The 22,188-nt window shown below is 47.2% G+C and carries 23 protein-coding genes; 4 read left to right on the top strand and 19 right to left on the bottom strand.

What is annotated here, in order from left to right; genetic code table 11:
• Positions 1 to 334 precede the first annotated feature (334 nt).
• A complete protein-coding gene (gene ispB, locus A3773_RS05445; protein WP_067983870.1) occupies positions 335 to 1,303 on the top strand; it encodes an octaprenyl diphosphate synthase in 969 nt (322 codons plus the stop codon).
• Between the two features lie 6 nt (positions 1,304 to 1,309).
• On the opposite strand, the gene A3773_RS05440 is transcribed toward ispB, so the two are convergent.
• Positions 1,310 to 1,948: a thiopurine S-methyltransferase gene (locus A3773_RS05440; protein ID WP_067983868.1), complete on the bottom strand. Its 639-nt coding sequence runs from the start codon at positions 1,946 to 1,948 to the stop codon at positions 1,310 to 1,312.
• A gap of 129 nt (positions 1,949 to 2,077) precedes the next feature.
• Between A3773_RS05440 and fabA the strand changes: the two genes are divergently transcribed.
• Positions 2,078 to 2,593 carry a 3-hydroxyacyl-[acyl-carrier-protein] dehydratase FabA gene (gene fabA / locus A3773_RS05435; RefSeq protein WP_067983867.1) on the top strand — a complete coding sequence of 172 codons (516 nt, stop codon included), beginning with the start codon at positions 2,078 to 2,080 and terminating at the stop codon, positions 2,591 to 2,593.
• Between the two features lie 128 nt (positions 2,594 to 2,721).
• On the top strand, positions 2,722 to 3,939 hold the full coding sequence (gene fabB, locus A3773_RS05430; RefSeq protein ID WP_067983865.1) for a beta-ketoacyl-ACP synthase I: 1,218 nt from the start codon (positions 2,722 to 2,724) through the stop codon (positions 3,937 to 3,939).
• 67 nt (positions 3,940 to 4,006) lie between these two features.
• Here the strand turns inward: fabB and A3773_RS05425 are convergent, their stop codons facing one another.
• The 7 genes from A3773_RS05425 to moaA form a co-directional block, all read right to left on the bottom strand.
• Positions 4,007 to 4,747 (bottom strand): lysophospholipid acyltransferase family protein, encoded by a 741-nt coding sequence (locus tag A3773_RS05425; protein WP_067983863.1) that lies wholly within the window; start codon positions 4,745 to 4,747, stop codon positions 4,007 to 4,009.
• Position 4,748: 1 nt separating this feature from the next.
• Positions 4,749 to 5,000 carry a molybdopterin converting factor subunit 1 gene (gene moaD / locus A3773_RS05420; RefSeq protein ID WP_067983861.1) on the bottom strand — a complete coding sequence of 84 codons (252 nt, stop codon included), beginning with the start codon at positions 4,998 to 5,000 and terminating at the stop codon, positions 4,749 to 4,751.
• Positions 4,994 to 5,482, bottom strand: a complete 489-nt coding sequence (gene moaC, locus A3773_RS05415; RefSeq protein ID WP_067983859.1) for a cyclic pyranopterin monophosphate synthase MoaC — start codon at positions 5,480 to 5,482, stop codon at positions 4,994 to 4,996. The genes moaD and moaC overlap by 7 nt, the downstream gene beginning before the upstream one ends.
• 2 nt (positions 5,483 to 5,484) lie before the next feature.
• Entirely contained in the window at positions 5,485 to 6,594 is a 1,110-nt protein-coding gene (locus A3773_RS05410; RefSeq protein ID WP_067983857.1) for a 1-acyl-sn-glycerol-3-phosphate acyltransferase, read from the bottom strand.
• Positions 6,595 to 6,683: 89 nt separating this feature from the next.
• Positions 6,684 to 7,901, bottom strand: a complete 1,218-nt coding sequence (locus A3773_RS05405) for a molybdopterin molybdotransferase MoeA (protein WP_067983855.1) — start codon at positions 7,899 to 7,901, stop codon at positions 6,684 to 6,686.
• 8 nt (positions 7,902 to 7,909) lie between these two features.
• Positions 7,910 to 8,452, bottom strand: a complete 543-nt coding sequence (moaB, locus tag A3773_RS05400; RefSeq protein WP_067983853.1) for a molybdenum cofactor biosynthesis protein B — start codon at positions 8,450 to 8,452, stop codon at positions 7,910 to 7,912.
• Positions 8,453 to 8,495: 43 nt separating this feature from the next.
• Positions 8,496 to 9,500, bottom strand: coding sequence for a GTP 3',8-cyclase MoaA (gene moaA, locus A3773_RS05395; protein ID WP_067983850.1), 1,005 nt, complete (start codon positions 9,498 to 9,500; stop codon positions 8,496 to 8,498).
• Between the two features lie 176 nt (positions 9,501 to 9,676).
• On the opposite strand from moaA, the gene A3773_RS05390 reads away from it, so the two are divergent.
• Positions 9,677 to 10,054: a SirB2 family protein gene (locus tag A3773_RS05390; RefSeq protein WP_067983848.1), complete on the top strand. Its 378-nt coding sequence runs from the start codon at positions 9,677 to 9,679 to the stop codon at positions 10,052 to 10,054.
• A gap of 3 nt (positions 10,055 to 10,057) precedes the next feature.
• Here the strand turns inward: A3773_RS05390 and rfbD are convergent, their stop codons facing one another.
• The 11 genes from rfbD to A3773_RS05335 form a co-directional block, all read right to left on the bottom strand.
• Entirely contained in the window at positions 10,058 to 10,975 is a 918-nt protein-coding gene (gene rfbD, locus A3773_RS05385) for a dTDP-4-dehydrorhamnose reductase (protein ID WP_067983846.1), read from the bottom strand.
• 586 nt (positions 10,976 to 11,561) lie between these two features.
• Positions 11,562 to 13,016, bottom strand: a complete 1,455-nt coding sequence (locus tag A3773_RS05380; RefSeq protein ID WP_067983844.1) for an NAD-dependent succinate-semialdehyde dehydrogenase — start codon at positions 13,014 to 13,016, stop codon at positions 11,562 to 11,564.
• A gap of 10 nt (positions 13,017 to 13,026) precedes the next feature.
• Positions 13,027 to 13,464: an acyl-CoA thioesterase gene (locus tag A3773_RS05375; RefSeq protein WP_067983842.1), complete on the bottom strand. Its 438-nt coding sequence runs from the start codon at positions 13,462 to 13,464 to the stop codon at positions 13,027 to 13,029.
• A 7-nt stretch (positions 13,465 to 13,471) separates the two neighbouring features.
• On the bottom strand, positions 13,472 to 14,632 hold the full coding sequence (locus A3773_RS05370; protein ID WP_067983840.1) for an iron-containing alcohol dehydrogenase: 1,161 nt from the start codon (positions 14,630 to 14,632) through the stop codon (positions 13,472 to 13,474).
• Positions 14,629 to 15,288, bottom strand: a complete 660-nt coding sequence (locus tag A3773_RS05365; protein WP_067983838.1) for an ATP-binding cassette domain-containing protein — start codon at positions 15,286 to 15,288, stop codon at positions 14,629 to 14,631. Before A3773_RS05365 ends, A3773_RS05370 begins: the two co-directional genes overlap by 4 nt.
• Positions 15,281 to 16,063 carry an ABC transporter ATP-binding protein gene (locus tag A3773_RS05360; RefSeq protein ID WP_067983836.1) on the bottom strand — a complete coding sequence of 261 codons (783 nt, stop codon included), beginning with the start codon at positions 16,061 to 16,063 and terminating at the stop codon, positions 15,281 to 15,283. The genes A3773_RS05365 and A3773_RS05360 overlap by 8 nt, the downstream gene beginning before the upstream one ends.
• Positions 16,060 to 16,998 carry a branched-chain amino acid ABC transporter permease gene (locus tag A3773_RS05355; protein WP_067983834.1) on the bottom strand — a complete coding sequence of 313 codons (939 nt, stop codon included), beginning with the start codon at positions 16,996 to 16,998 and terminating at the stop codon, positions 16,060 to 16,062. The genes A3773_RS05360 and A3773_RS05355 overlap by 4 nt, the downstream gene beginning before the upstream one ends.
• A 1-nt stretch (position 16,999) precedes the next feature.
• On the bottom strand, positions 17,000 to 17,896 hold the full coding sequence (locus A3773_RS05350; protein ID WP_067983832.1) for a branched-chain amino acid ABC transporter permease: 897 nt from the start codon (positions 17,894 to 17,896) through the stop codon (positions 17,000 to 17,002).
• A 76-nt stretch (positions 17,897 to 17,972) separates the two neighbouring features.
• Positions 17,973 to 19,262 carry an ABC transporter substrate-binding protein gene (locus A3773_RS05345; protein ID WP_067983830.1) on the bottom strand — a complete coding sequence of 430 codons (1,290 nt, stop codon included), beginning with the start codon at positions 19,260 to 19,262 and terminating at the stop codon, positions 17,973 to 17,975.
• 333 nt (positions 19,263 to 19,595) lie between these two features.
• A complete protein-coding gene (locus A3773_RS05340) occupies positions 19,596 to 20,834 on the bottom strand; it encodes an ABC transporter substrate-binding protein (RefSeq protein ID WP_067983828.1) in 1,239 nt (412 codons plus the stop codon).
• Positions 20,831 to 22,186, bottom strand: a complete 1,356-nt coding sequence (locus A3773_RS05335) for a sigma-54-dependent transcriptional regulator (RefSeq protein ID WP_067983826.1) — start codon at positions 22,184 to 22,186, stop codon at positions 20,831 to 20,833. The genes A3773_RS05340 and A3773_RS05335 overlap by 4 nt, the downstream gene beginning before the upstream one ends.
• Positions 22,187 to 22,188 lie beyond the last annotated feature (2 nt).

Genomic DNA, 22,188 nt, shown 5'->3' with positions numbered 1-22,188 from the left:
ATTGCCCAACCAGCTACTAAGAAAAAGGCCTACTTCTAATGGATACACCATATGGTAGGGAGCCATTTTGGATGGGTCAGGGCGCGCGATTATAAGACAAACTAAAAAAAGACACAAGCTGAAACCACCCCATACCTCAACAAACCGATAAACCTCGCTTAATTTATTGGCAAAAAAGGGATGGAGCCCACGTTTCCTCCAACAATCCGCAGTCTTTTCCTATTAGATCAATACAACATACGATTAATAGCCCGCTTCTTGACAGCGTCCAGCCAGCCCCCTAGCATTCGCGCTACAACTCCACTATTCGCCAAGTAAGCAGTAGCCTATTATTATGCAGCCACACCAATTAAATCCGGCCATTGAACCACAATTTGAAGCCGTAAATGATTACATTATCAATCACTTAGGCTCCAATGTGCCGCTGGTAGAAAAAATTGGTCACTATATAGTAGAAAGCGGCGGAAAAAGAATCCGCCCCCTCCTCGTGCTACTCGCTGCGAATGTGGCAGGCTATAAGGGAAAAGAACATATCTCTTTAGCGGCCATCATTGAATTTATCCACACCGCGACACTTCTGCATGATGACGTTGTGGATAACTCAGATCTACGCCGTGGCAAAGACACAGCGAACGCAAAGTGGGGCAACGCACCGAGTGTATTAGTGGGTGACTTCCTCTATTCACGTGCGTTTCAAATTATGGTCGAGATCGGCTCCATGGAGATCATGTCTGTAATCTCCAACGCAACTAATGTGATTGCCGAAGGGGAAGTGCTTCAGTTACTCAATACTAAAAACCCCGATACAACAGAAGATGCCTATATGCAGGTTATCTTAGGCAAAACAGCCATGCTATTTGAAGCAGCAACAGAAGCCGGCGCTATTTTAGCCAATAGCAGCGCCAGCGAACGTGAAGCTTTACGTCTATACGGCCTACATTTAGGCACCGCTTTCCAGCTCATTGACGATGTAATGGATTACCTGTCTACCACTGAAGAGATGGGTAAAAATGTAGGTGACGATCTCGCCGAAGGAAAGGCCACTCTTCCCCTCATCCATGCCATGCGCGCGGGAACCGAAGAGCAACGTCTGCTGGTTCGCCAAGCGATTCGAAAAGGCGGCTTAGACGACCTCCAGCCCATCATGGATATCGTCAAAGAAACAGGCGCGATCGAATACACACAACAAAAAGCTCAAACAGAAGCCGACAGCGCAATCGCCGCACTCACCGCGCTGCCGGATAACTCATTTAAAGACACGCTAATTCAAATAGCTAATATCGCAGTAAAACGAAAAAGCTAACCTACCTTACCCGCATGACTTATCGGTAAGCAGCCATACGACCTCTGTACGCCCAGCGTCCCGGGGGTCTGACAGCTGTACCTCATGCAAGCGCTTCAGCTCAAAACGCGCAGAAAAAAGCGCATCCACTTCCTCAGGCGTCACACTAAACGGAGGTCCCTGCTCCCCCTCAAACTCAAGGGTAATTAATAACATTTTCACCCCTGGCGGCAAAAGTGCCGACAGCCTGTGCGCATACTGGGCACGCATGTGGCGAGGCAAAGCAACCAGCGCTGCGCGATCATAGACAGCGGCCACCTTTTTTAAGGCCTGCGCGGTGAGCTGAAAAAAGTCACCACCCATCAGCCGAATAAAATCAACCTCTCTAACGGTAAAATCCCCCTCAATAACACCCGCCACATCAATCGCATTTTCAGCAAAGAAAGCAGCACATGCGGTGTCACTTAATTCGACCCCTAACACCTCACAATCTTGCTCCCGCAGCCACACCATATCCGAGCTTTTGCCACATAATGGGACAAAAACCTGCTCCCCGTCACTCAATTCAAGCTGATGAAAGAACGTTTTTAGGTAACTATTTATCGTTTGCTGATGAAAGCCAATTCGCTGCTCAGCCCAGCGGTTATGCCAAAAATCATGCTCCATAAGCCCATTTACACCTTAAGTCGTAAGCTTTTTGCTCAATAAATATGACACAGATCGTGCCTCAAGCCGATCAAGTCTGTATAATCACGCGATATTTTTACTTATAAACTTCCGGATAAACAGAAGCTAATGACAAGACCTTCCTCTTTTAATCGTGACGAGCTGCTTTCTTGCGGCCACGGCGAGATGTTTGGACCAGGTAATGCACGTCTTCCTATTGGCAACATGCTAATGATGGATCGCATCCTGGAAATCACCGAAGATGGTGGCGAATTCGGTAAAGGCGAAATTATCGCTGAACTGGATATTAACCCTGACCTTTGGTTCTTCGGCTGTCATTTTGAAGAAGATCCGGTCATGCCTGGATGCCTAGGACTTGACGCCATGTGGCAGATTGTTGGCTTTTTCCTTGGCTGGAAAGGCAATCCTGGTCGTGGACGAGCACTTGGATCTGGTGAGGTTAAATTCTTTGGCCAAGTACTGCCGACAGCCAAAAAAGTAACGTACCGCATTCAGCTTAAACGCGTTATTGAACGTAAGCTGGTTATGGGTATTGCTGACGGCAGCATGTCCGTTGATGGACGTGAAATCTACACTGCAAAAAATCTGCGGGTAGGTTTATTCACCTCAACTGACAATTTCTAATCAGAATAGACCCTTAAACATAAGGGTCTTCTCCTATTTTTCGTCGAGTTTTTTGATAAATCAGGTAGCCAAACGCTGTCGATTCACGGAAAATAAGCACCTCAATTTAGAATAAGAGAGAGAAGCATATGCGTCGCGTTGTTGTTACCGGTATGGGAATTGTTTCTTGTCTGGGTACAGGCAAAGAAACTGTTCTGGAATCACTGCAGCAGGGTCGTTCTGGTATTAAATTCCAGGAAGATTACAAAGAGCGCGGTTTCCGTAGCCAAGTAGCCGGCAGCATCGATATTGATTTTACTGATAAAATCGATCGCAAACTGCTACGTTTTATGGGTGATGCAGCTGCATACACTTATATTGCTATGCAGGAAGCTATAGCTGATGCAAACCTAAGCGAAGCTCAAGTATCTAACGAGCGTACCGGCTTAATTGTAGGTTCCGGTGGTGCATCCGCTGATAACATCGTAGAAACTGCCGACATCACTCGCACTAAAGGTGTAAAACGTGTCGGTCCATACCGCGTAACGCGTACTATGGGCTCAACCGTTTCTGCCTGCCTTGCAACGCCCTTTAAAATCAAAGGCGTTAACTACTCCATCACATCCGCATGTGCCACCAGCGCACATTGCATAGGTAATGCAGTAGAGCAGATTCAGCTTGGCAAACAAGATATGGTGTTTGCAGGCGGCGGTGAAGAACTTCATTGGGTACAAACTGCAATGTTTGATGCGATGGGCGCTCTTTCAAGCAAATATAATGACACTCCAGAAAAAGCATCACGTGCATACGATGCTAACCGTGATGGCTTTGTTATCTCTGGCGGCGCAGGCATCCTCGTCGTTGAAGAGCTAGAACATGCTAAAGCACGTGGCGCTAAAATCTATGCAGAGATTGTTGGCTACGGCGCAACGTCTGATGGTTACGACATGGTTGCGCCTTCAGGTGAAGGTGCGGCTCGCTGCATGAAGCAAGCCATGGCAACCGTTAATGGTGACATCGATTATATCAATGCTCACGGTACATCAACGCCTGCAGGTGACATGCAAGAGCTTAAAGCGATGAAAGAAGCCTTTGGCAGCAGCATGCCAACAGTGACTTCAACTAAATCCCTTTCTGGTCACTCTTTAGGCGCGGCGGGCGTTCAAGAAGCGATCTACTCTCTGCTTATGCAGGAGAATAACTTTATCGCAGCTTCAGCCAATATTGATGAGCTAGACGATGAAGCAAAAGGCCTACCGATTGCTATCGAGAAGCAAGAAAATGTAGACCTTAAACGTGTCATGTCCAACAGCTTCGGCTTCGGTGGCACAAACGCTACATTGGTATTTGAAAAACTTGATAGCTAATTAATATCAAGCATAAAAAAACCGCCTATATGGCGGTTTTTTTATGCGCTAAGAATAGGAGTCTCGATTAAACCAGCCCTAACTCTTTCATATGCTTTTCCAACCAAGCCACCATATCCGCATGAATCTCATCCACTGTCCGCCCTTCAACGGGAATAGGCTCACCCACATGCACCTGCACAGTACCCGTTTTTTTAGTGAAACTCTTTCCGGGCCAATAAATACCGGCATTATGGATAATCGGCACAATGGGAACCCCTGCACTGAGCGCTAACATAGCGCCCCCTTTGTTGAATTTACCCATTTTACCGCAGGGAACACGCGTTCCCTGCGGAAAGATAACAACAGGAATACCCTCTTCTAATCGCGACTTTCCTTCTGTCAGTAGTTGTTTAAGCGCACCTCTGCGCTGACTACGGTCAATGGCGATAGGGTTCAATAAACCCAACGCCCAACCAAAAAAAGGAATGCTCAGCAGCTCTTTCTTTAAAACCGCACACTGGGGCCGCACAAAGGTTTGTAAAAACAGGGTTTCCCACTCACTTGAATGGTTAGCAACGGCCACATACGCACCCGTTTTGGGTAGATGCTCGCGCCCCGTTACGTTGACGCCCAAACCACAGCAGACACGTAACCAAAAAATGTAAAAGAAATTAATCAAGGTAATAAATTTGAAGCGCTGCTGAAAATTAAGCACGGGGCTAATAATCAAACTCAACGATGAGTGAATAATGGTCAACGGATAAAAACCGAGGTAGTAGAAGAATGCCCTAACATACTGTAGTGGGCTCGCGCTTTTCTCTGACATTTTAGCCTCCCGTTACCGGTGGAAAAAACGCCACCTCATCATTGTCTTCGACCGATTGGGCCACATCGCACATCTCTAAATTCACCGCCGTCAAAATAGGATCATCCTTTAACGCGTGCTGCCATCGATCACCATGCGCACTGATTAAGGCATCAATAACACCGGCTACCGTTCGGTCCGCAGGCAGTGCTAATGACTCTTGCTCAACCCCCAAACGCTCTCGCAAGCTAGCAAAATAAAGCACCTTTAGCATGTCGCCTTCTCCGCCGTCCAATCACCACTTTTTCCGCCGGACTTAGCCAACACTTTAACGGCACTAATCACCATCTCTTTATCAACCGCTTTACACATATCATAGATTGTTAGACCCGCGACCGTAGCCGCTGTAAGGGCTTCCATCTCAACCCCGGTTTGGCCCGACAACTTACAGGTAGCGGTGATTTCAACCACGTTTCGCTCCCCATTGGGTACTAACTCAAGCGCCACTTTACTCAACATTAAAGGGTGACATAAAGGGATCAAATCACTGGTGCGCTTTGCCGCTTGAATCCCAGCAATACGCGCCACCGCCAACACATCACCCTTTTTATGCCCGCCTTCAGTAATAAGCGCCAACGTATCAGGACGCATCTGAACTTCAGCATAAGCAACCGCCTCGCGGAAGGTTATCTGTTTATCGGACACATCAACCATGTTTGCGTTGCCCTGATCATCCAAATGGGTCAGTCGGCTCATGGTTACTCCTGAATTTTTCGTTGGTTTAACACAGGGTTAGCGTACATTTTACGCAAAATATCTTCAGCTCCGCACACCGTGTTACTGAGCCGTTCATCTAACCCTTTTCTCGCCTCATCGGTCACATCCACCTCTTCCCCTGCAGCCAATAAATTGGAAGGGTGCAGATAGTAGTTAGAGATAATTTGGCGATCAATCTCCTGCGCCAAGGCTTCCGGTGTATCAAAGTCACCATCAATAGGATCACCAAAGGCAACATGGACATGTCCTTTATGGCCAGTAATTCCTTTCACGATACTTTCAATATCTTCGAACTTAGATTTCTCATAATTCCCTTCAACCTCTTTTGCATACAACTCATTCGCTTTAAGAGAGTCGCACGGGTCATATTCATAAGAGATTGAAACGGGCACAATATTTAAGCGTTTAACGTGTTCAGGGAAACTTCTCGCCTTGCGATGCGCCATATAAAGCATCTTTAAAATCGCAGGGTCTGTTGTGTCGTTACCATCTTTAGCACGCCCTTCACGCTGCGCTAGCCAGATAGAATGGCCGCTTTGAATACTGTGATCAATATAGGAGGAGAGCTGCGTCAGTGCTTTCATCATCTCTCGTCCTGTGGCTGAACGATTTACAATGAAACTTTTATTAAGGCGCATAATGTCAGAAACATAAGGCTTACTCAGCAAGTTATCACCGATAGCGATACGCACAGTATCCATTCCATATTGATAACGAACCCAGTTTACAAACGCAGGGTCCATCGCAATATCACGGTGATTAGAGATAAAAAGGTAGGCGTCGTCTGGATCGAATTGATCAATACCGCTACAACTTAACTTTGTAGTACTGCGGGCGATCATTTTTTTCATGTAGTCAGCCACTAAGGCTTGGAAATCAGCAATACTTGCAACATCACCGACTTTTCTTGCCAGAGCGATACGCACAAACGGTTTTAGTAACCAGCCTAAACGATCCGACAAGCGCGGGAACTGATAACGCGTTACCGCCGAGATAAACTCATCATCATGCAGTATATGCGTCAATGCCTCTGCGACTTCGGCATCATTAAACGGTCTAATCTCTTTATACGGATCTTGCTGGTCTGCCATGTGTTCCTCAGCACTACTCTTAAATGAAAGGCACATTTTACCGTTTTCCCGCCGACTCTGCAGGAAAATTAAGCGATCTCAGTCATAAACTACGTTAGTAATTCGGAGAAAGGGATAAAGCCAATAGGGTCCCCTAAACGCACTTGAGTATTCACTGGCACAACAGCCAATCCATGCGCCCAGCTCGCCGACGCGAGTACACCTGAACTCTGATTTGAATAAGGGATCAGTGCCCCGCCCTCAAAGCGCACGCGAAGATATTCTTGGCGCTGAATGGCACGGCTACGTTCAAATCCCGCGGGTAGCGGTAACACCACCGATGGCTGATAGGTAGCCCCTTGCAAACCCAGCAAGCAAGGCCGAGCAAACAAACAAAAGGTAATGAGTGTCGAGGTCGGATTACCCGGCAACCCGATAAAAGGGGTGTCTTTTACTCGACCATAGGCAACCGGCTTGCCGGGCTTAATACGGATTTTCCACAGGTCCAGCTCACCTAACGTCTCAACACAATGTTTAACGTGATCCTCTTCACCTACCGACACACCGCCGGTACTTACAATAGCATCCGCCTCAACCGAGGCTTTTTCGAGTGCAGCAAGCGTTGCTTCTCGCGTATCAGCTACACAGCCAAGATCCACCACATCCATACCCAGCCCCTGCAAGAGACCCGTTAGAATGTACCGATTAGAGTTATAAATTTGACCCGCAGCTAAAGGTAAGCCGGGCTCCACCAGCTCATCACCCGTAGATAAAATAGCGACCTTTAAGCGACGATAAACGCTTACCTCAGACAAACCCACGGAGGCCAGTAATCCAAGATCAGCGGGTTGGAGGCGTACCCCGTTAGCAAGCAGCGCATCCCCTACGTTAATATCTTGACCTGCCCGTCGAATATTATCCCCCGCGGCCACACCATCCGGGAACGTGGCAAGATCCCCATCAAGGCTCACATTTTCCTGCATCACAACCGTATCAGCCCCGGCTGGAATTTCCGCCCCTGTAAAAATACGCGCACAATTCCCTGGCGTTAACGGCTGCGGCGCAACCCCTGCTGGAATACGCTGACTGATAACAAGCTGGGTTTCGCCCTTATGTAGATCCGATGTGTTCAGTGCGTAGCCATCCATACCACTATTATCTGCCGGCGGTACGGAGACAGAGGCAACTGGAGATTCCGCCAGAACACGGCCCAGCGCCTCAGCAACAGGTATAGTTTCAACCCCTGTTATCGGTGTCGATCTTTCGACCAAATGAGCTAATGCCGTCTCAACCGGTATCAAGTCAGATTGTGTGTCGCAGCTTTTCATAGACTCACCTACCCGTTGCTGTTGTCTGCACGATGCGTCAAAAGCATCGATACAAAGTTGCAAGGTCGGTGACGGCTATCCAGCTGATCCGCAATCACATCATCCCACCCGGTACGACAAGCACCAGTAGAGCCGGGCAAGCAAAAAATCACGGTGCCATTGGCCAAACCACCGACTGCGCGTGACTGAATGGTTGAGGTCCCAATCTGTTGCGCTGAAATGTGACGAAACAGCTCGCCAAACCCTTCAATGGTTTTATCAAATAACGGCTGTATCGCTTCCGGTGTAGAGTCTCGTCCAGCAAAACCAGTACCACCGGTTGAGATAATGACGTGAATCTCAGGATCAGCGATCCAGTTAGAGACAACAGCACGCATTTGATAGACATCATCAATAACAATGTGACGTGTAGCTAAGTGGTGCCCTGCGTGTTCTAAACGCTCGATTAATACCTGCCCCGATGTATCCGTCTCAACGGTTCTTGTATCAGAAACGGTAAGCACCGCAATATTCAACGGTGTGAATTCAGCATCTTTAGGTGTATGCGACATCAGAAAGTAATCCTTAAAACTAAACGTTTACAGACGGGGCAAGCTAACCACCCGTCATATTCATAAAACGAACAATTTGCGGCTCGTCATTCAAATCAAACTCATGCTTTTCCGGCTTCAGGTCCATCGCATCGATAATCACCTGCTGTAAGCGTTCTATATCATCGGGGTATTGACGCAGAGTTTCACGCAGATCAACGGAGTGCTCATTGCCTAGGCAAAGCAGTAAGCGACCTTCAACCGTCACTCTGACACGGTTGCATTCAGAACAAAAATTATGGCTATGGGGAGAGATAAAACCGATCCGGCTTGCCGAATCCTCCATACGGTAATAACGGGAGGGGCCTGCCGTTCGCTCAGTCGTTGAGTGCAAAGGGTAACGCTCACTGATGATCGACTGAACCTCATCACTCGAACAATACACCGCTGCGCGATCATGCTCCGAGATATGGCCGAGAGGCATCTCCTCAATAAAACTCACATCGACACCTTTTAAGCGCGCATATTCAATAAGATCGAGTACCTCATCATCATTTTTGCCTTTCATGACAACAGCATTCAACTTAATGCGATCAAAACCGGCCGCAAGCGCCGCATCGATACCGGCTAACACTTGGGGTAATTTACCCGTACGTGTCATCTCTTTAAACCGATCGTCTTTAAGGCTATCAATACTGATATTTAACCGATTAACACCCGCCTCTTTTAAGCTAGACGCCATCGCCAACAACTGAGAACCGTTCGTAGTGATAGAGAGCTCTGCCTCTAACTGCCCTACCGCGCGAATGAGCTTTATAACGTCTCGGCGAACCAGTGGCTCACCTCCGGTCAGGCGGATTTTTTTGACGCCTAAACCAACAAACGCGGCCGCTACCTGCTCAATCTCTTCTAACGACAAAACTTGGGCGTGGGGCAAAAAGGTCATCTGCTCAGCCATGCAGTAGACACAACGGAAGTCACATCGGTCTGTGACCGATAGGCGAATGTAATCAACAGTCCGCCCAAAGCGATCAACGAGTGTTGTGGTCTGATTTCTGTTATTAGACATGAATCTCTTGCATATACAGCATAAAGCTTTATTTTAAAGCCCTAAAATAACATAGAATTCAATAAAGCTGTGAATAACCCAGATGCACCTTTCGTTTATGCGAAGGGAGCAACCTAGGTCACCTTTGTTCACAACCTATTGATATAAAAATCATTAAAGAGAAGACAAACGCCATTATGTATTTAGCCATAAAGCATATACACCTAACAGCCATTGTATTAAGTATCAGCTTTTTCCTTTTGAGAGCCTTTTGGGTCTTTATAAAACCCAAAATGATGGAAAAACGCTGGGTTAAAATTGCGCCTCATATCATCGACACTACCTTACTCGTTAGTGCGATAGCGCTGGCAGTACTGCTACAGAAATACCCATTTGTAGATCATTGGTTGACGGCTAAACTACTCGCGCTTTGCCTATATATCGTACTCGGTACTATTGCCCTAAAAAGAGGAAAAACGCCGCTCATCAAACTCGCCGCACTATTTGGCGCAACCGCTACCTTCGCTTATATCTTAGCCGTCGCCATTACACACTCGCCAATCCCTTGGGGGTAAGCGTTATGGTTTAGGCGAGTTATAGATAACACGCATCAACCATTGTAGCTCTTGCCGCCATGGGCGTTGACGTATACCGAAGACGCTCAAAAGCTTTTTACAGGTCAACACTGACGTATTAGGCCTTTGAGCTTCTGTTACATAATCTTTACTTGAAATGGGTACTAAGGTTTCTACTTCAAAGTTTTCATAATTGCCCGCCGCAATTAAGATCTCTTTACAAAAATCATAACGGTTAGTTATTTCGGCGCCACAGTAATGATAGGTGCCCCACGCGTCAGCACCATTATGAACTTGCTTCAACATAGCCAAAATAACGCGGGCCACATCGGACGCGGATGTTGGGCAGCCTCGACGGTCACTGACCGCTTCTAAGGCGTTCTGTGTTCTTGCCGCCTCTAAGGTTCTAAGAACAAAATTATTCCCTTGTCCACTAAACAGCCAGCTCACACGCAGAATCAAATGCTTAGGCAAAACTTGTCGCAACAGCTCTTCACCTTGCCACTTACTATCGCCATAGACGCCAAGCGGTGCAACCTCATCATCTTCAGTATATCCGCTGGCATAATGACCATCGAATACGTAATCCGTCGATAAATGAAACATAGGGATCGATAGATCAGCACACGCCAGTGCCAGTGTTTCGACACCTTTTGCATTCACCGCATAACATAAGTCAGCCTTATGCTCAGCCTCATCCACGTGATCAAATGCGGCACAGTTAATCACATAATCAGGTAGATAGTGTGTCAACTGATCGTTGATCTGTTTTGCGTTTGTAATATCTAACGCGGACTTATCCAGTGCGATAATTTCAAAAAATGAATCTGTTTTCCCTAAGCGAGTGAGATCCGTGCCGACTTGCCCTTTAGCACCGGTGATTAAAATTTTTATAGGTTTAAGAAGTAATTCCAGATCCATTCGTTTTTTCGACAATACACACTTGTTAGGTAAGCACTGCTGCACTGTAGATTGAAGATAAAATATAAAAAATCGATCCCATCAAATAACGGGATAATATGTAAAAGATATACCTTAATCCGCTCATTAGGCTAGCGAAACTTTACACATTCGCCAATAAGTATTTAAAAGCACCAATTGCACGGACAATCACGCGTTAAAAAACCAACTAAAATACCCTTCGGCAAAACCATTCAAACTAAAATACGGCATGCCAACGGGCTGTTTTTTACGCAAATTAACGACCGGATCTCATCAATAGCAGAGTTAAACATTATTATTTTTCAGAATGTTAGACACAGTCGATGATAGCTAACAGCGTTATTAATTGAGCTTGGTATTAAAACTACCCACGGGTAATTTTAAACACCTTATTTAGACGCAAAAAATGATGGGTATGTTTCGAGTTTATGGAAAAAGATTATCGAAAGCAACGCCTCTTCACCCAGTCGATAGCCCATTAGCCACGCAACGGACACCTATACAAAAAAAGCCCCAATGAAGGGGCAAATATAGCAATGAGGACGGTACAAGCTATAGGGTTAAATCAATTCACACCCATACAAAGGTATTTAATCTCGACATAATCATCGATACCATACTTAGAACCTTCACGACCTAAACCTGACTCTTTGATGCCGCCAAACGGCGCAACCTCTGTAGAGATAATACCTTCGTTAATACCCACCATACCGTATTCCAGCGCTTCAGAGACGCGCCAAACACGTCCAATATCACGGGAATAGAAGTAAGCAGCCAATCCAAACGGCGTATCATTAGCCATCTGAACAACGTCAGCTTCTTCAGTAAAAGGAATCAACGTTGCCACTGGACCAAAGATCTCTTCCTGAGCAATGCGCATAGCATTATCAACATTACTCAAAATCGTAGGACGGTAACCATTAGTCACACTCTCAAAACGCTCACCGCCACTTAGCAGAGTAGCGCCATTATCCAACGCGTCTTTAACTAAGCTTTCAACTTTATGCAGCGCGCGGTCATCAATAAGCGGACCAATAGCAACCCCTTCATCAAACCCATTACCGACAGCAAGGGCGTGTACCGCCGTCTTTAATTTCTCAGCAAAGGCATCATAAACCGCCTCATGAACAAAGATACGGTTAGTACAGACACAGGTTTGTCCCGCATTACGGAATTTTGATGCAATAACACCGCTAATAGCCGCATCAAGATCCGCATCGTCAAAGACAATAAAAGGTGCATTGCCTCCCAACTCCAAAGAAACCTTCTTCACATTACTGGCACACTGTTCTGCCAATAATTTACCCACCGGAGTAGAACCCGTGAAGGATAATTTACGGACACGAGAATCCGCACACAACACCTTACCCACGGCCGGTGCATTTGTGGATGTTACAACGTTAAACACCCCTTGAGGGAAACCCGCTTCCTGTGCCAATTGCGCTAAAGCTAACGCGGACAGCGGCGTCAATTCCGATGGCTTAATCACTACAGGGCAGCCCGCCGCTAGAGCTGGCGCCACCTTGCGAGTAATCATAGCAATAGGGAAGTTCCACGGCGTAATGGCGGCAGCAACACCAATTGGCTGTTTCAGTACTAACAAACGTTTATCGCGACCATGTGGCGGAATAATATCCCCATAAACACGCTTCGCTTCTTCAGCAAACCACTCAACAAATGAGGCGCCATACAAGACCTCCCCACGTGCTTCATTCACCGGCTTACCCTGTTCTGACGTCATCAGTACCGCAAGATCATCTTGCGCTTCAATAATCAGGTCAAACCATCGACGTAGCAATGCGCTGCGCTCTTTACCTGTGTAAGCACTCCAGTCAGCGCGTGCAGCTTCGGCCGCCGCAATCGCACGAGTCGTCTCATCTGCGCCTAGATCAGCAACCTCGGCAATCACATCACCTGTAGCAGGATTTTTTACGGCAAAAACTTCACCGTTACTGGCGTCACACCACTGGCCATCAATAAACGACTGATGTTGTAATAAAGCAGGATTATTTAATTGCATTTAAAAGTCCTCATACCGCAATTTTCTGTAACGTTGCACGTAACGCTGCGGGCAGCGCGACTGGCGTTTGGCTAGCCCGATCAACATAGACATGAACAAAGTGCCCTTGTGCCGACGGTTTCTGTGTATCGCCTAAAAAGAGACCCACTTCATATCGAACAGAACTGTTACCCAGTTTAGTCACCGCAATACCCGCAATCACATCATCAGGAAAAGCGATGCTGCTGTAATATCGACATTGGGTTTCAACCACCAGCCCGACCACGTCGCTTTTATGAATATCCAATACGCCTTGATCGATAAGGTAGCGGTTAACCGCCGTATCAAAATAACTGTAGTACTGCACATTATTCACGTGACCATACACATCATTATCCATCCAACGGGTGGGAATAGTGATGAAATGCTGATAGTCAGCACGGGTTTCCAATGTTTTTAAATCAGACATACCGGCCTCACCATGCAGCTTGGTAGATAGCTGTCGCATCCTCAAGCGTCACTTCACGTGGGTTATTCACCAACAACCGTGTTTGCTTCATCGCATCTTGCGCTAAAACAGTAATCGCGGATTCTTCAATATCATAATCCCGTAGGCGCGGTAATATTCCCAATGAACGGTTCAGCTGATCTAACCCTTCAATAAAAGCATGACTACGCTCAGCAACATCAGTGATATCGGCTAAACGAGGGAAAACCAACGGCGCTAATTCAGCATATTGTTCAGCACAAGCCGATTGATTAAATCGCATCACATGGGGCAGTACTAGCGCATTAGTTAAACCATGAGGTAAATGATAAATCCCACCCAATGGATAAGCTAAGGCATGAACCGCAGCCACAGGAGAGTTCGCGAACGCTTGCCCCGCTAACATGGACCCTAATAACATATTAGAGCGCACCTGAAGGTCACTGCCATCGTGCACCGCAGATTCAATGTTAGCGCCTAATAACAATAAGGCCTCTTTGGCGGAAGCATCAGAAATTAGATTATGGTTCGGGCTAGCCGAGGTATACGCTTCAATGGCATGCACCATCGCATCGACACCGGTGGTCGCCGTGACCATCGATGGTAAACCTAAGGTTAATTCAGCATCCAGCAAGGCTAGGTCAGGTAACAATTGCGAGGATACAACGCCTTTTTTCTCGCCTTCGCCAACCGTAATAATCGATACAGCCGTGACTTCTGAACCCGTACCTGCGGTCGTAGGGATCTGGATCAAAGGCAAACGCTGCCCTTTCACCATATTAACCCCGTAGATCTCGTCTAATGTTTCTTCACCTTTCGCGAGCAGTGCAACCAATTTGGCAACATCCATTGATGAGCCACCGCCTAAACCAATAACACCATCTATACCGGCAGAGATTGCTTGCTCGGTTGCTGTCAATACGATCGATGCAGCAGGGTCAGCTAGAACCTGATCAAAAACCAGCGCATCAACACCCGCCGCTTTAAGTGTGTCGAGTACCGGCTGTAACAAGCCTGCATTCACAATCCCTTGGTCAGTTACAACCAGAACACGTTTACCTATAGTACGCAGACAAATATCACCTAACTCTTTAGCAGACCCAGGTTTACAAATTAGCTGTTTAGGAAAATTAAAAACAAAATCACTCATTTTACCGCTCCTTCCTGTGCCGCAACAGCACCTCGCTCTATGGTGTAAATCTGGTCAACCAAATCAGCCGAATGGCTGTAATCTGACTCCGACAACAACACCGTCAGGCCTTCATCTTTCAACGTATGCAAAACACTGGCTAATCGACGTGATAACGCGGGGGCTACACCCTCAAAAGGTTCATCCAATAACAGAATATGGCTCCCCGTCATCAACGCTCTCGCAAGGGCTACCAGTTTTTGCTGACCACCGGATAGCTGTAATGCTTTGCGCCCAGCAAACGCTTCGACTTCCGGCATCAGCTCATACACCCATGCCAAACGAGCCTCCGCACCAGATAGCGCATTTGCCCACGCAGGTATAAGAATGTTTTCCTCCACCGTTAGTGTAGGTACCAGCTGGCGATCCTCTGGCATGTAGCCAACTTTAGCTTGGGATCTAAAATGAGGCGCTAAGTCCGTCATATCCTGACCACCAATCGTAATACTGCCCGACTCTGGCGTAAGCAAACCCATTACGGTCCGCATCAGTGTCGTTTTACCTGCACCGTTACGACCAATCAGACCCACAAGAACACCCGGTTCAATGGCCAAATTAACATCACGTAATATAGGTGTGCCGGCAATATTTGTATTAATCGATGACAACTTAAGCATGTTGCACCTCCTGTTCGTAATCGATATCTAGGTGGTGGCCTGTCACAAGCTCTTTTACTTTTTCATCATTCATGACGTCACTTACTGCACCATCGGCTAATACTCGACCATCATAGAAAGCAATGAGACGCGTTGAATAACGCGCAATCACTTCCATATCATGTTCAACAAACAGCACCGCTGCACCTGACTTACGTACAGCTCGCATCACGGTGTCCATCAGGTCAAACTTATCGTCAATGGCCACACCTGAAGTCGGCTCATCCAGTAGTAAGATTTCAGGTTTACGCAACATAGCTAAAGCGATATCAAGCAGCTTCCTAACACCCTGAGGCAAGGTTACAACCGTTTCAGCCATATAACTGGTAATGCCATACTCTTCCAACAGCTGTTCCGCCTGCTGAATATTGGCTTTTGTTGCTAAGGGACTCATCAACGGCAAGATCTTGTGTTTCATGATGCCGTAAGCGATCAAGACATTGTCCAGCACCGTCAATTCAGGAAACAGTTGTGCGACCTGAAATGAACGGCAGATACCCGCACGCATAACTTGGCGAGGGTTTTTCCCAACAATGCTTTTACCTTTAAATAAAATCTCACCACTGCTGGGCGCAAGGTAGCCGGTTACCATATTGATAAAGGTGGTTTTACCCGCACCGTTTGAACCAATAACACCAACAATCTCACCTGCATTAATCGTGACATCGATATCAGCCGCCGCCGTAACAGCGCCAAAATTACGTGCCAATGAACGTGTTTCTAATAAAGCACTCATAATGGCTTACCTTTCGTTACGCGCTCGACCAGAGACCAAACACCTTTAGGTAGATAGAGAATGATGACCAGTAACGAGATACCTAAAATCATCTGCCATGTGTAAGGGGATATTTGAAATGCATAGGTTCGCAGCAGCTCAAATAACACCGCGCCAATAACAGGACCCGCCGCATGACCGACGCCACCCATTAAAGCAATAAAGACAAACTCACCGGAGGTCGTCCAATACGCCATTTCAGGATCAATGTGACCCGCCGCTAGCGCCGTAATACCACCACCCAGTCCAGCCATTGCAGCGGCTAACAGGTATTTCGTATAGATAATTCGACGCACCGAAGCACCCAGGTATTCGACACGAATTTCGTTCTCACGAACCGCCTCACCGGCATAACCCATTGGGGAACGAAGATAGCGCCAAACAAAGATACCCACCCCAACAAGCGCGACAACCGCTAAACCGTAGGCAAGGAAGGGGCCACTTTCTCCTGTAGGCGTCCAACCGAATAACAAGGGCGGCTTAACATTAAAGCCATCGGATGAACCAAAGGCAGAGCTTTTAACCAGCACACCATAAAGGATCATCGAGAACGCCATCGAGAACATGGCGAAAAATATATCTCTGTAACGGCATAGCAGCAGCCCAATAACCGCCGCTAGGGCAACACAAACCACGACCGCAAGTAAGATCAATAGCAGTGCATTTTGGGTTTCAAAATAGTCGCCAGCGATACCAACACAGTATGCACCTAGGCAGTAGTAGAGACCTTGACCAAATGAGACTAACCCTGCGCGCATCAGCAGCAGAAGCCCCATCACAACAAGCCCTTTAGCGAAGGCTAAGGTTAATAAAAAGGTCAACCATCCCGGCATAAAGAGGCCAGCCGCTAATAACGCGATACCTGCCCCTATAATCATCGTCGTTGCATATTTCATGTTAAATTTTCCTCGCGGTAGCAATGGCAAAGAGGCCCTGAGGACGGAACGCAAGTACTAACCCCATCACACCATAAATAACAAACAACTCAGCATCAGGGTAAAGGTGTACCGCCGCAGAGCGGGCCAGCCCAACAATTAAGGCACCAAGTAACGCGCCCCCTACACTGCCTAAGCCGCCAATTACCACAACAGCAAACGCCAAAATAATAACTTCAACACCTATGCCCGGCATGACGGAGATACCTGGAGCCGTCAATGCACCCGCCAACGCACCTAAAACAGCGCCGATGACAAACGTGACAGTAAACATACGTGTGACGTTAATACCGAGGAAAGCAGCGGTATCACGATCATGAATCACCGCTTGTAATAACTTACCTTTGCGGGTTCTATTCAGTCCCCACCAAAGTACAAAACAGATCAGTGCTGATACAAAAATCAACAAGATGTCATAATTTGCGAACGATAAGCCGGCCAGCTTTGTTCGTCCTAAAAGGGTATATGGCTGATAGGCAAAATACGCATCCACGCCCCAGATCAGCTTAATAACATCTTCCAGTATTAATAAAATCGCATAGGTCACCAAAATCATGACCACTTCGTCACGACCGTACATCATCCTTAACAGACCACGTTCGATCAGAAGTCCTACTATGGTTCCGCCAATGAGGGCAGCCCCTAGCAGCATAAAATAAGCTCCCCACGGTGGATAACCACCCGCTAAATAAAACCCCACCAGCGAGGCACCGCCGTAAGCACCAATAGCATAAAAGCTACCATGGGCCATATTAAGGATTCTCATCACACCGTAGATGAGAGTTAGGCCGGCTGCGATTACAAAAAGCCAGGAGGCGTAAATAACGCCATCCATCAACATCGCAATTACCAATTTCATGAGCAACGCTCCAGATTTACAAAAAAAGGGCAAAAAAAAGACAAGCCAGCGTGACGCCAGCTTGTCGGATGCGCATTTAGTTACATTTAGCGCCAGGCATGCCTTTTTCAATCCATTCATTGGCAGGCATATCATCGGAAGGGTTAACACATTCAGCTGCATAGCGACGAACATCAGTTACAGCAGGTTTACCATCTTTAAGCGCATAACGGCCATAAACCATTTCCATGCTTGCCTGATGGCCTTTACCCATATTCATAGACACCTTGCCGCCTGGACCTTCATATTCAAGGTACTCAAACGCGGACACAACGTCTTCAGTCGTCGGCTGGCCAGAAACCTTAGCCGCGGCTTGTTCTGTCGCAAGTTTTAAACCAAGAATACCTTGAACCATTTTATAAGCAGGGTACGTTGGCTGAGTGCCATAACGTTTGCTGTAAGCATCACGGAACCAACGGTTCAGCGCATTATCCGGCGCGTAAATACCAAATGGACCACGACCGCCTAAGATCGTGCCTTCAGGAATCTGATCAGACAAACGGTACATCGCACTTTCACCCGTTGTCAGTAAGGCAGTTTGATCTTCAAACAGACCACGTGCAGCACCCTGAAGTAGGAAGGCTTCCATATCACCACCCCAGAAAGAGGAGTGAATAACATCAGCTGAGTTCACCATCAGTGCAGAAATTTCTGCGCCATACTGGCCTGCGTATATTTTAGGGAACTGCTTAGTTGGCACAACTATATCAGACTGCAAACCTTTTAATGAACCGTAGAAATCAGCCCAAGACTCATGCCCAAACGAGTAGTTCTGGTTAATACCAGACACCGCTTTCAAATTAGGGAAAATGTCTTTGATGTAGTAGGACGCAGCAACGCTATCCATGGTTGTTGTCGGACCTGTACGGAAAACGTATTTAAATGAGTTATCTTCAAATACACGAGGCGTACCACAATCAAACAACACGGTTAGGGTTTTTAGCTCTTCAGCAACCGCAGGCACCGCGAGGCAATCGCCTGACGAAATATAACCCACAACCGCATCAACACCTTGGCGTTCAACTAAGTTACGATATTCTGAGGATTGCTTAGTCGCGCCCCCAGCTTCATCGACATAAATAGGCTTAATGGTACGACCATTAATCCCCTTCACGTTATACGGCGCAGGCAACGCCCCTTCATTCAATGTTTCGAGCACAAGGTTCGCAGCATTCTGTGCTGGCACACCAAAAGGTCCGGCCGCACCACCAGAAAGGAAAGTAACCAAACCTAATTTATAGTCATCAGCAGCAATAACCGGCTGAGCAACCGCAGAAGCTACAAGTAAACCCACTAACGCGGACTTTTTAGCAAATGGTATCAACATTATTTTTCGCCTTATCGTTCTTATCGTTATAGTTAAAAGCAGAATGAGCGACATCCTCGCGCCCCTTCACTGCACTACTCGACAAGGAGTTGAGCAAACCATATGCCAAAAACAAAACAACATTCTAACTATTTGTTTTATAAGACAAATATTAATAAAAACAGAAAAACAGAAAAATAAACAACAGGTAGGTTGATCGATAACCGCTCAAGCATGAGCGCCTCAACGAGGCGCGAGCGATCAACCAAAGGAAAGGATTCATCTAAAGAGAGTGCAGAATACAAAAGCGCTACGCACAGCCATCGCTGCACGATTCAATATGAGCAGGTTTACTTACTCCGGCTGATTCGACAGCTGCGGGTGGTAAATCATCCAATTGCCTAACATCATCCGTGCGGGCAAAAAACGCTGATCAGGAACCGTTTCACCTATAGCAATCACTTGCTGCAACTGGTGATTAAGAGGGTTCATAAAGGAGATGAAACCCTCGGGATCTTCCGGCAGTTTAAGATGCAGGGAACTTAATGCATCTCGTAACGCTTGATCGCTGGCCTCAGGACCCGCCACGCGCAGTGCTTCAGATATCGCCAAGATACCGGCATAAGCCCCCTCCGCAGCGTATGAGGGATAACGCCCAGTTAACGCATGAAAGCGTTCAACAAACCACGTATTATAATCCGTTTGTGGCCAGTTATTATGGTGCCTCGATGACAGAATCAATCCTTCAGGCATATCTTCACCTAAGGCCGATAGCACCTCATAATTTCCACCGGTATCAAAGTTAGCAAAACGGGCATGCTCAAAAAGCGTCGTTTGGTTGGCCTGCTGAATAAAGGCAACCAGGTCCCCGCCCCATAGGGCATTCACAACTAAATCGACTTTCTTATCAACCAAGGCTCTCAAATAAGCGGAGTAATCCGGCTCATAGAGCTTTGGCCAAAGTACCGTCTCAACCTGATAGTTAACCCCTTCAGCGTCCAGCCTCGCCCGAAGGTCTTTCCATGCTTGATAGCCATAATCATAATCGGGCCCAATATATGCCAGCTTTAAAGGCTGAGCACGGGGACCTCGCGCAAACTTTTTCTTAATGTAAATCGCGGCCGCCTGCATCGACTGTTCTGCATTGTTACTGACACGGAAATAGTAATCTCGTACTTTTCCTCGGGTAAGCTTAGATGAGGCATGATCAGTCCCGATAAAAAAGACCTTCTCCTCTTCAGCCACTTCAGCCACCTGTAACGCAATCGCTGAATTCACCACGCCACAAATGAAACGGACGCCATCTTTCCGCACAAAGTTACGGACTTGACGTGCCGCTTTAGAGGCCTTAGAGCTACTATCAGATACTAAAACACGAATAGGCGGATATGGCAGCGGCTGCTTTTTCAGGTGCTCAAAAGCCAGTTTGATCCCTGTCACACTGTCTTGCCCATATATACCACCTCGGCCGCCCATCGGAAAAAGGCAGCCCACGGTTGCTTGCGCGTCTGCTTTAGAGGCACCTAATGCCAGCTCTTCCGCCTCAACGGTATTCAATAGTAATAAGAAAATGCCGATCAGCCTGACGATCATTCCTCATTCTCCAAATCCAACCGTTGTATTCTGCGTTTAAGAGCATGACGTGAGATTCCCAGCTTTTCAGCCGCTAACCCTTTACGCCAATCCGACTCTTTTAGCGCATCTAAAATCAATTGCCGTTCATGGTCCTCAACAGACTCGCGGTAATCATCTTTAACCGTCGGTGCCACACGGAAGCCTTCATGGAACTCCGTAGGCAGCATATCAACCGTGATAGATTGACCCGGATAGAGGATGGTTAAGCGCTCCATCAGATTTTTTAACTCTCGAATATTACCCGGCCAATCATATTTTTCGAGCACATTGAGCACCGCCTCATCCAGCTCAATAGGTTCGCAATGCTCCTGCTGAGCAAACAGCTCACTAAAATGAGCCACTAATAACGTGACATCCCTATCCCGCTCAGACAGCCCAGGAATATCAACAGGCAACACATTTAAACGATAAAAGAGATCGGCTCTAAAGGTACCGGCTTCAACGTTCGCTTTTAAATTACAGTTTGTCGCCGCCACAACAAACACATTCGCCTGCCGTTCACGCCCTGCGCCCACCGGACGATAGTTTCGATTTTCCAAAAAGCTCAGTAATTTAGCTTGAAGATGAAGGGGGATCTCACCGATCTCATCCAAAAACAGAGTACCGCCATCGGCTAAATCAATCAGCCCTGCGCGGCGTTGATTAGCCCCGGTATAGGCTCCCCGTTCTGCACCAAACAACTCCGCTTCAATCAATTGTTCCGGTAGGGCCGCACAGTTGACCTCAATAAACGGCGCATCGGTAAAGCGCACATCATGTAGAGCACGTGCAACCAGCGCCTTTCCTGTGCCAGAAGGGCCTGTTATCAATACGGTTTTACCTGAGCTTTGCCCAACCCGCTCAATCGCATCACGTAAGGCCGTCATCTCTGGACTACTGCCCACTAAGGGGCCTGTTTCCGTGTTTTTCTCTCTCAAAAAGCGGATCTCACGCAACATGCGAATCCGTTCTGTGCTGCGTCGAATCAGTAAGATTAGCTCTTCAATATCAAACGGCTTAGTGATGTAATCAATCGCGCCCTCTTTCACCGCTTTAACAGCAGATCGCGTATCACCGTGGGCCGAAATCATAATAACGGGAAGATCCGGATGCTGGGCCCGCAGCTGGACCAATACTTTGATACCCGAAATATCCGGTAACCCTAGGTCCAACAGCACCACATCGGGGCTTAATATTTTTGCTTGTTCAATACCCTCGTTCCCCGTATACGCACCGCTAACAAGCATTCCCTCATCACGCAGTGAAAATCCAATACTGCGTACTAAATTACGTTCATCATCAATGACCAGAACGGATATTGCCTTATTCATTA

Source organism: Neptuniibacter pectenicola, assembly GCF_001597735.1.
GTDB classification, from domain to species: Bacteria; Pseudomonadota; Gammaproteobacteria; order Pseudomonadales; family Balneatricaceae; genus Neptuniibacter; species Neptuniibacter pectenicola.
Note: the sequence above shows the minus strand (reverse complement) of the source record. Positions and strands in the feature narration are given on the sequence as shown.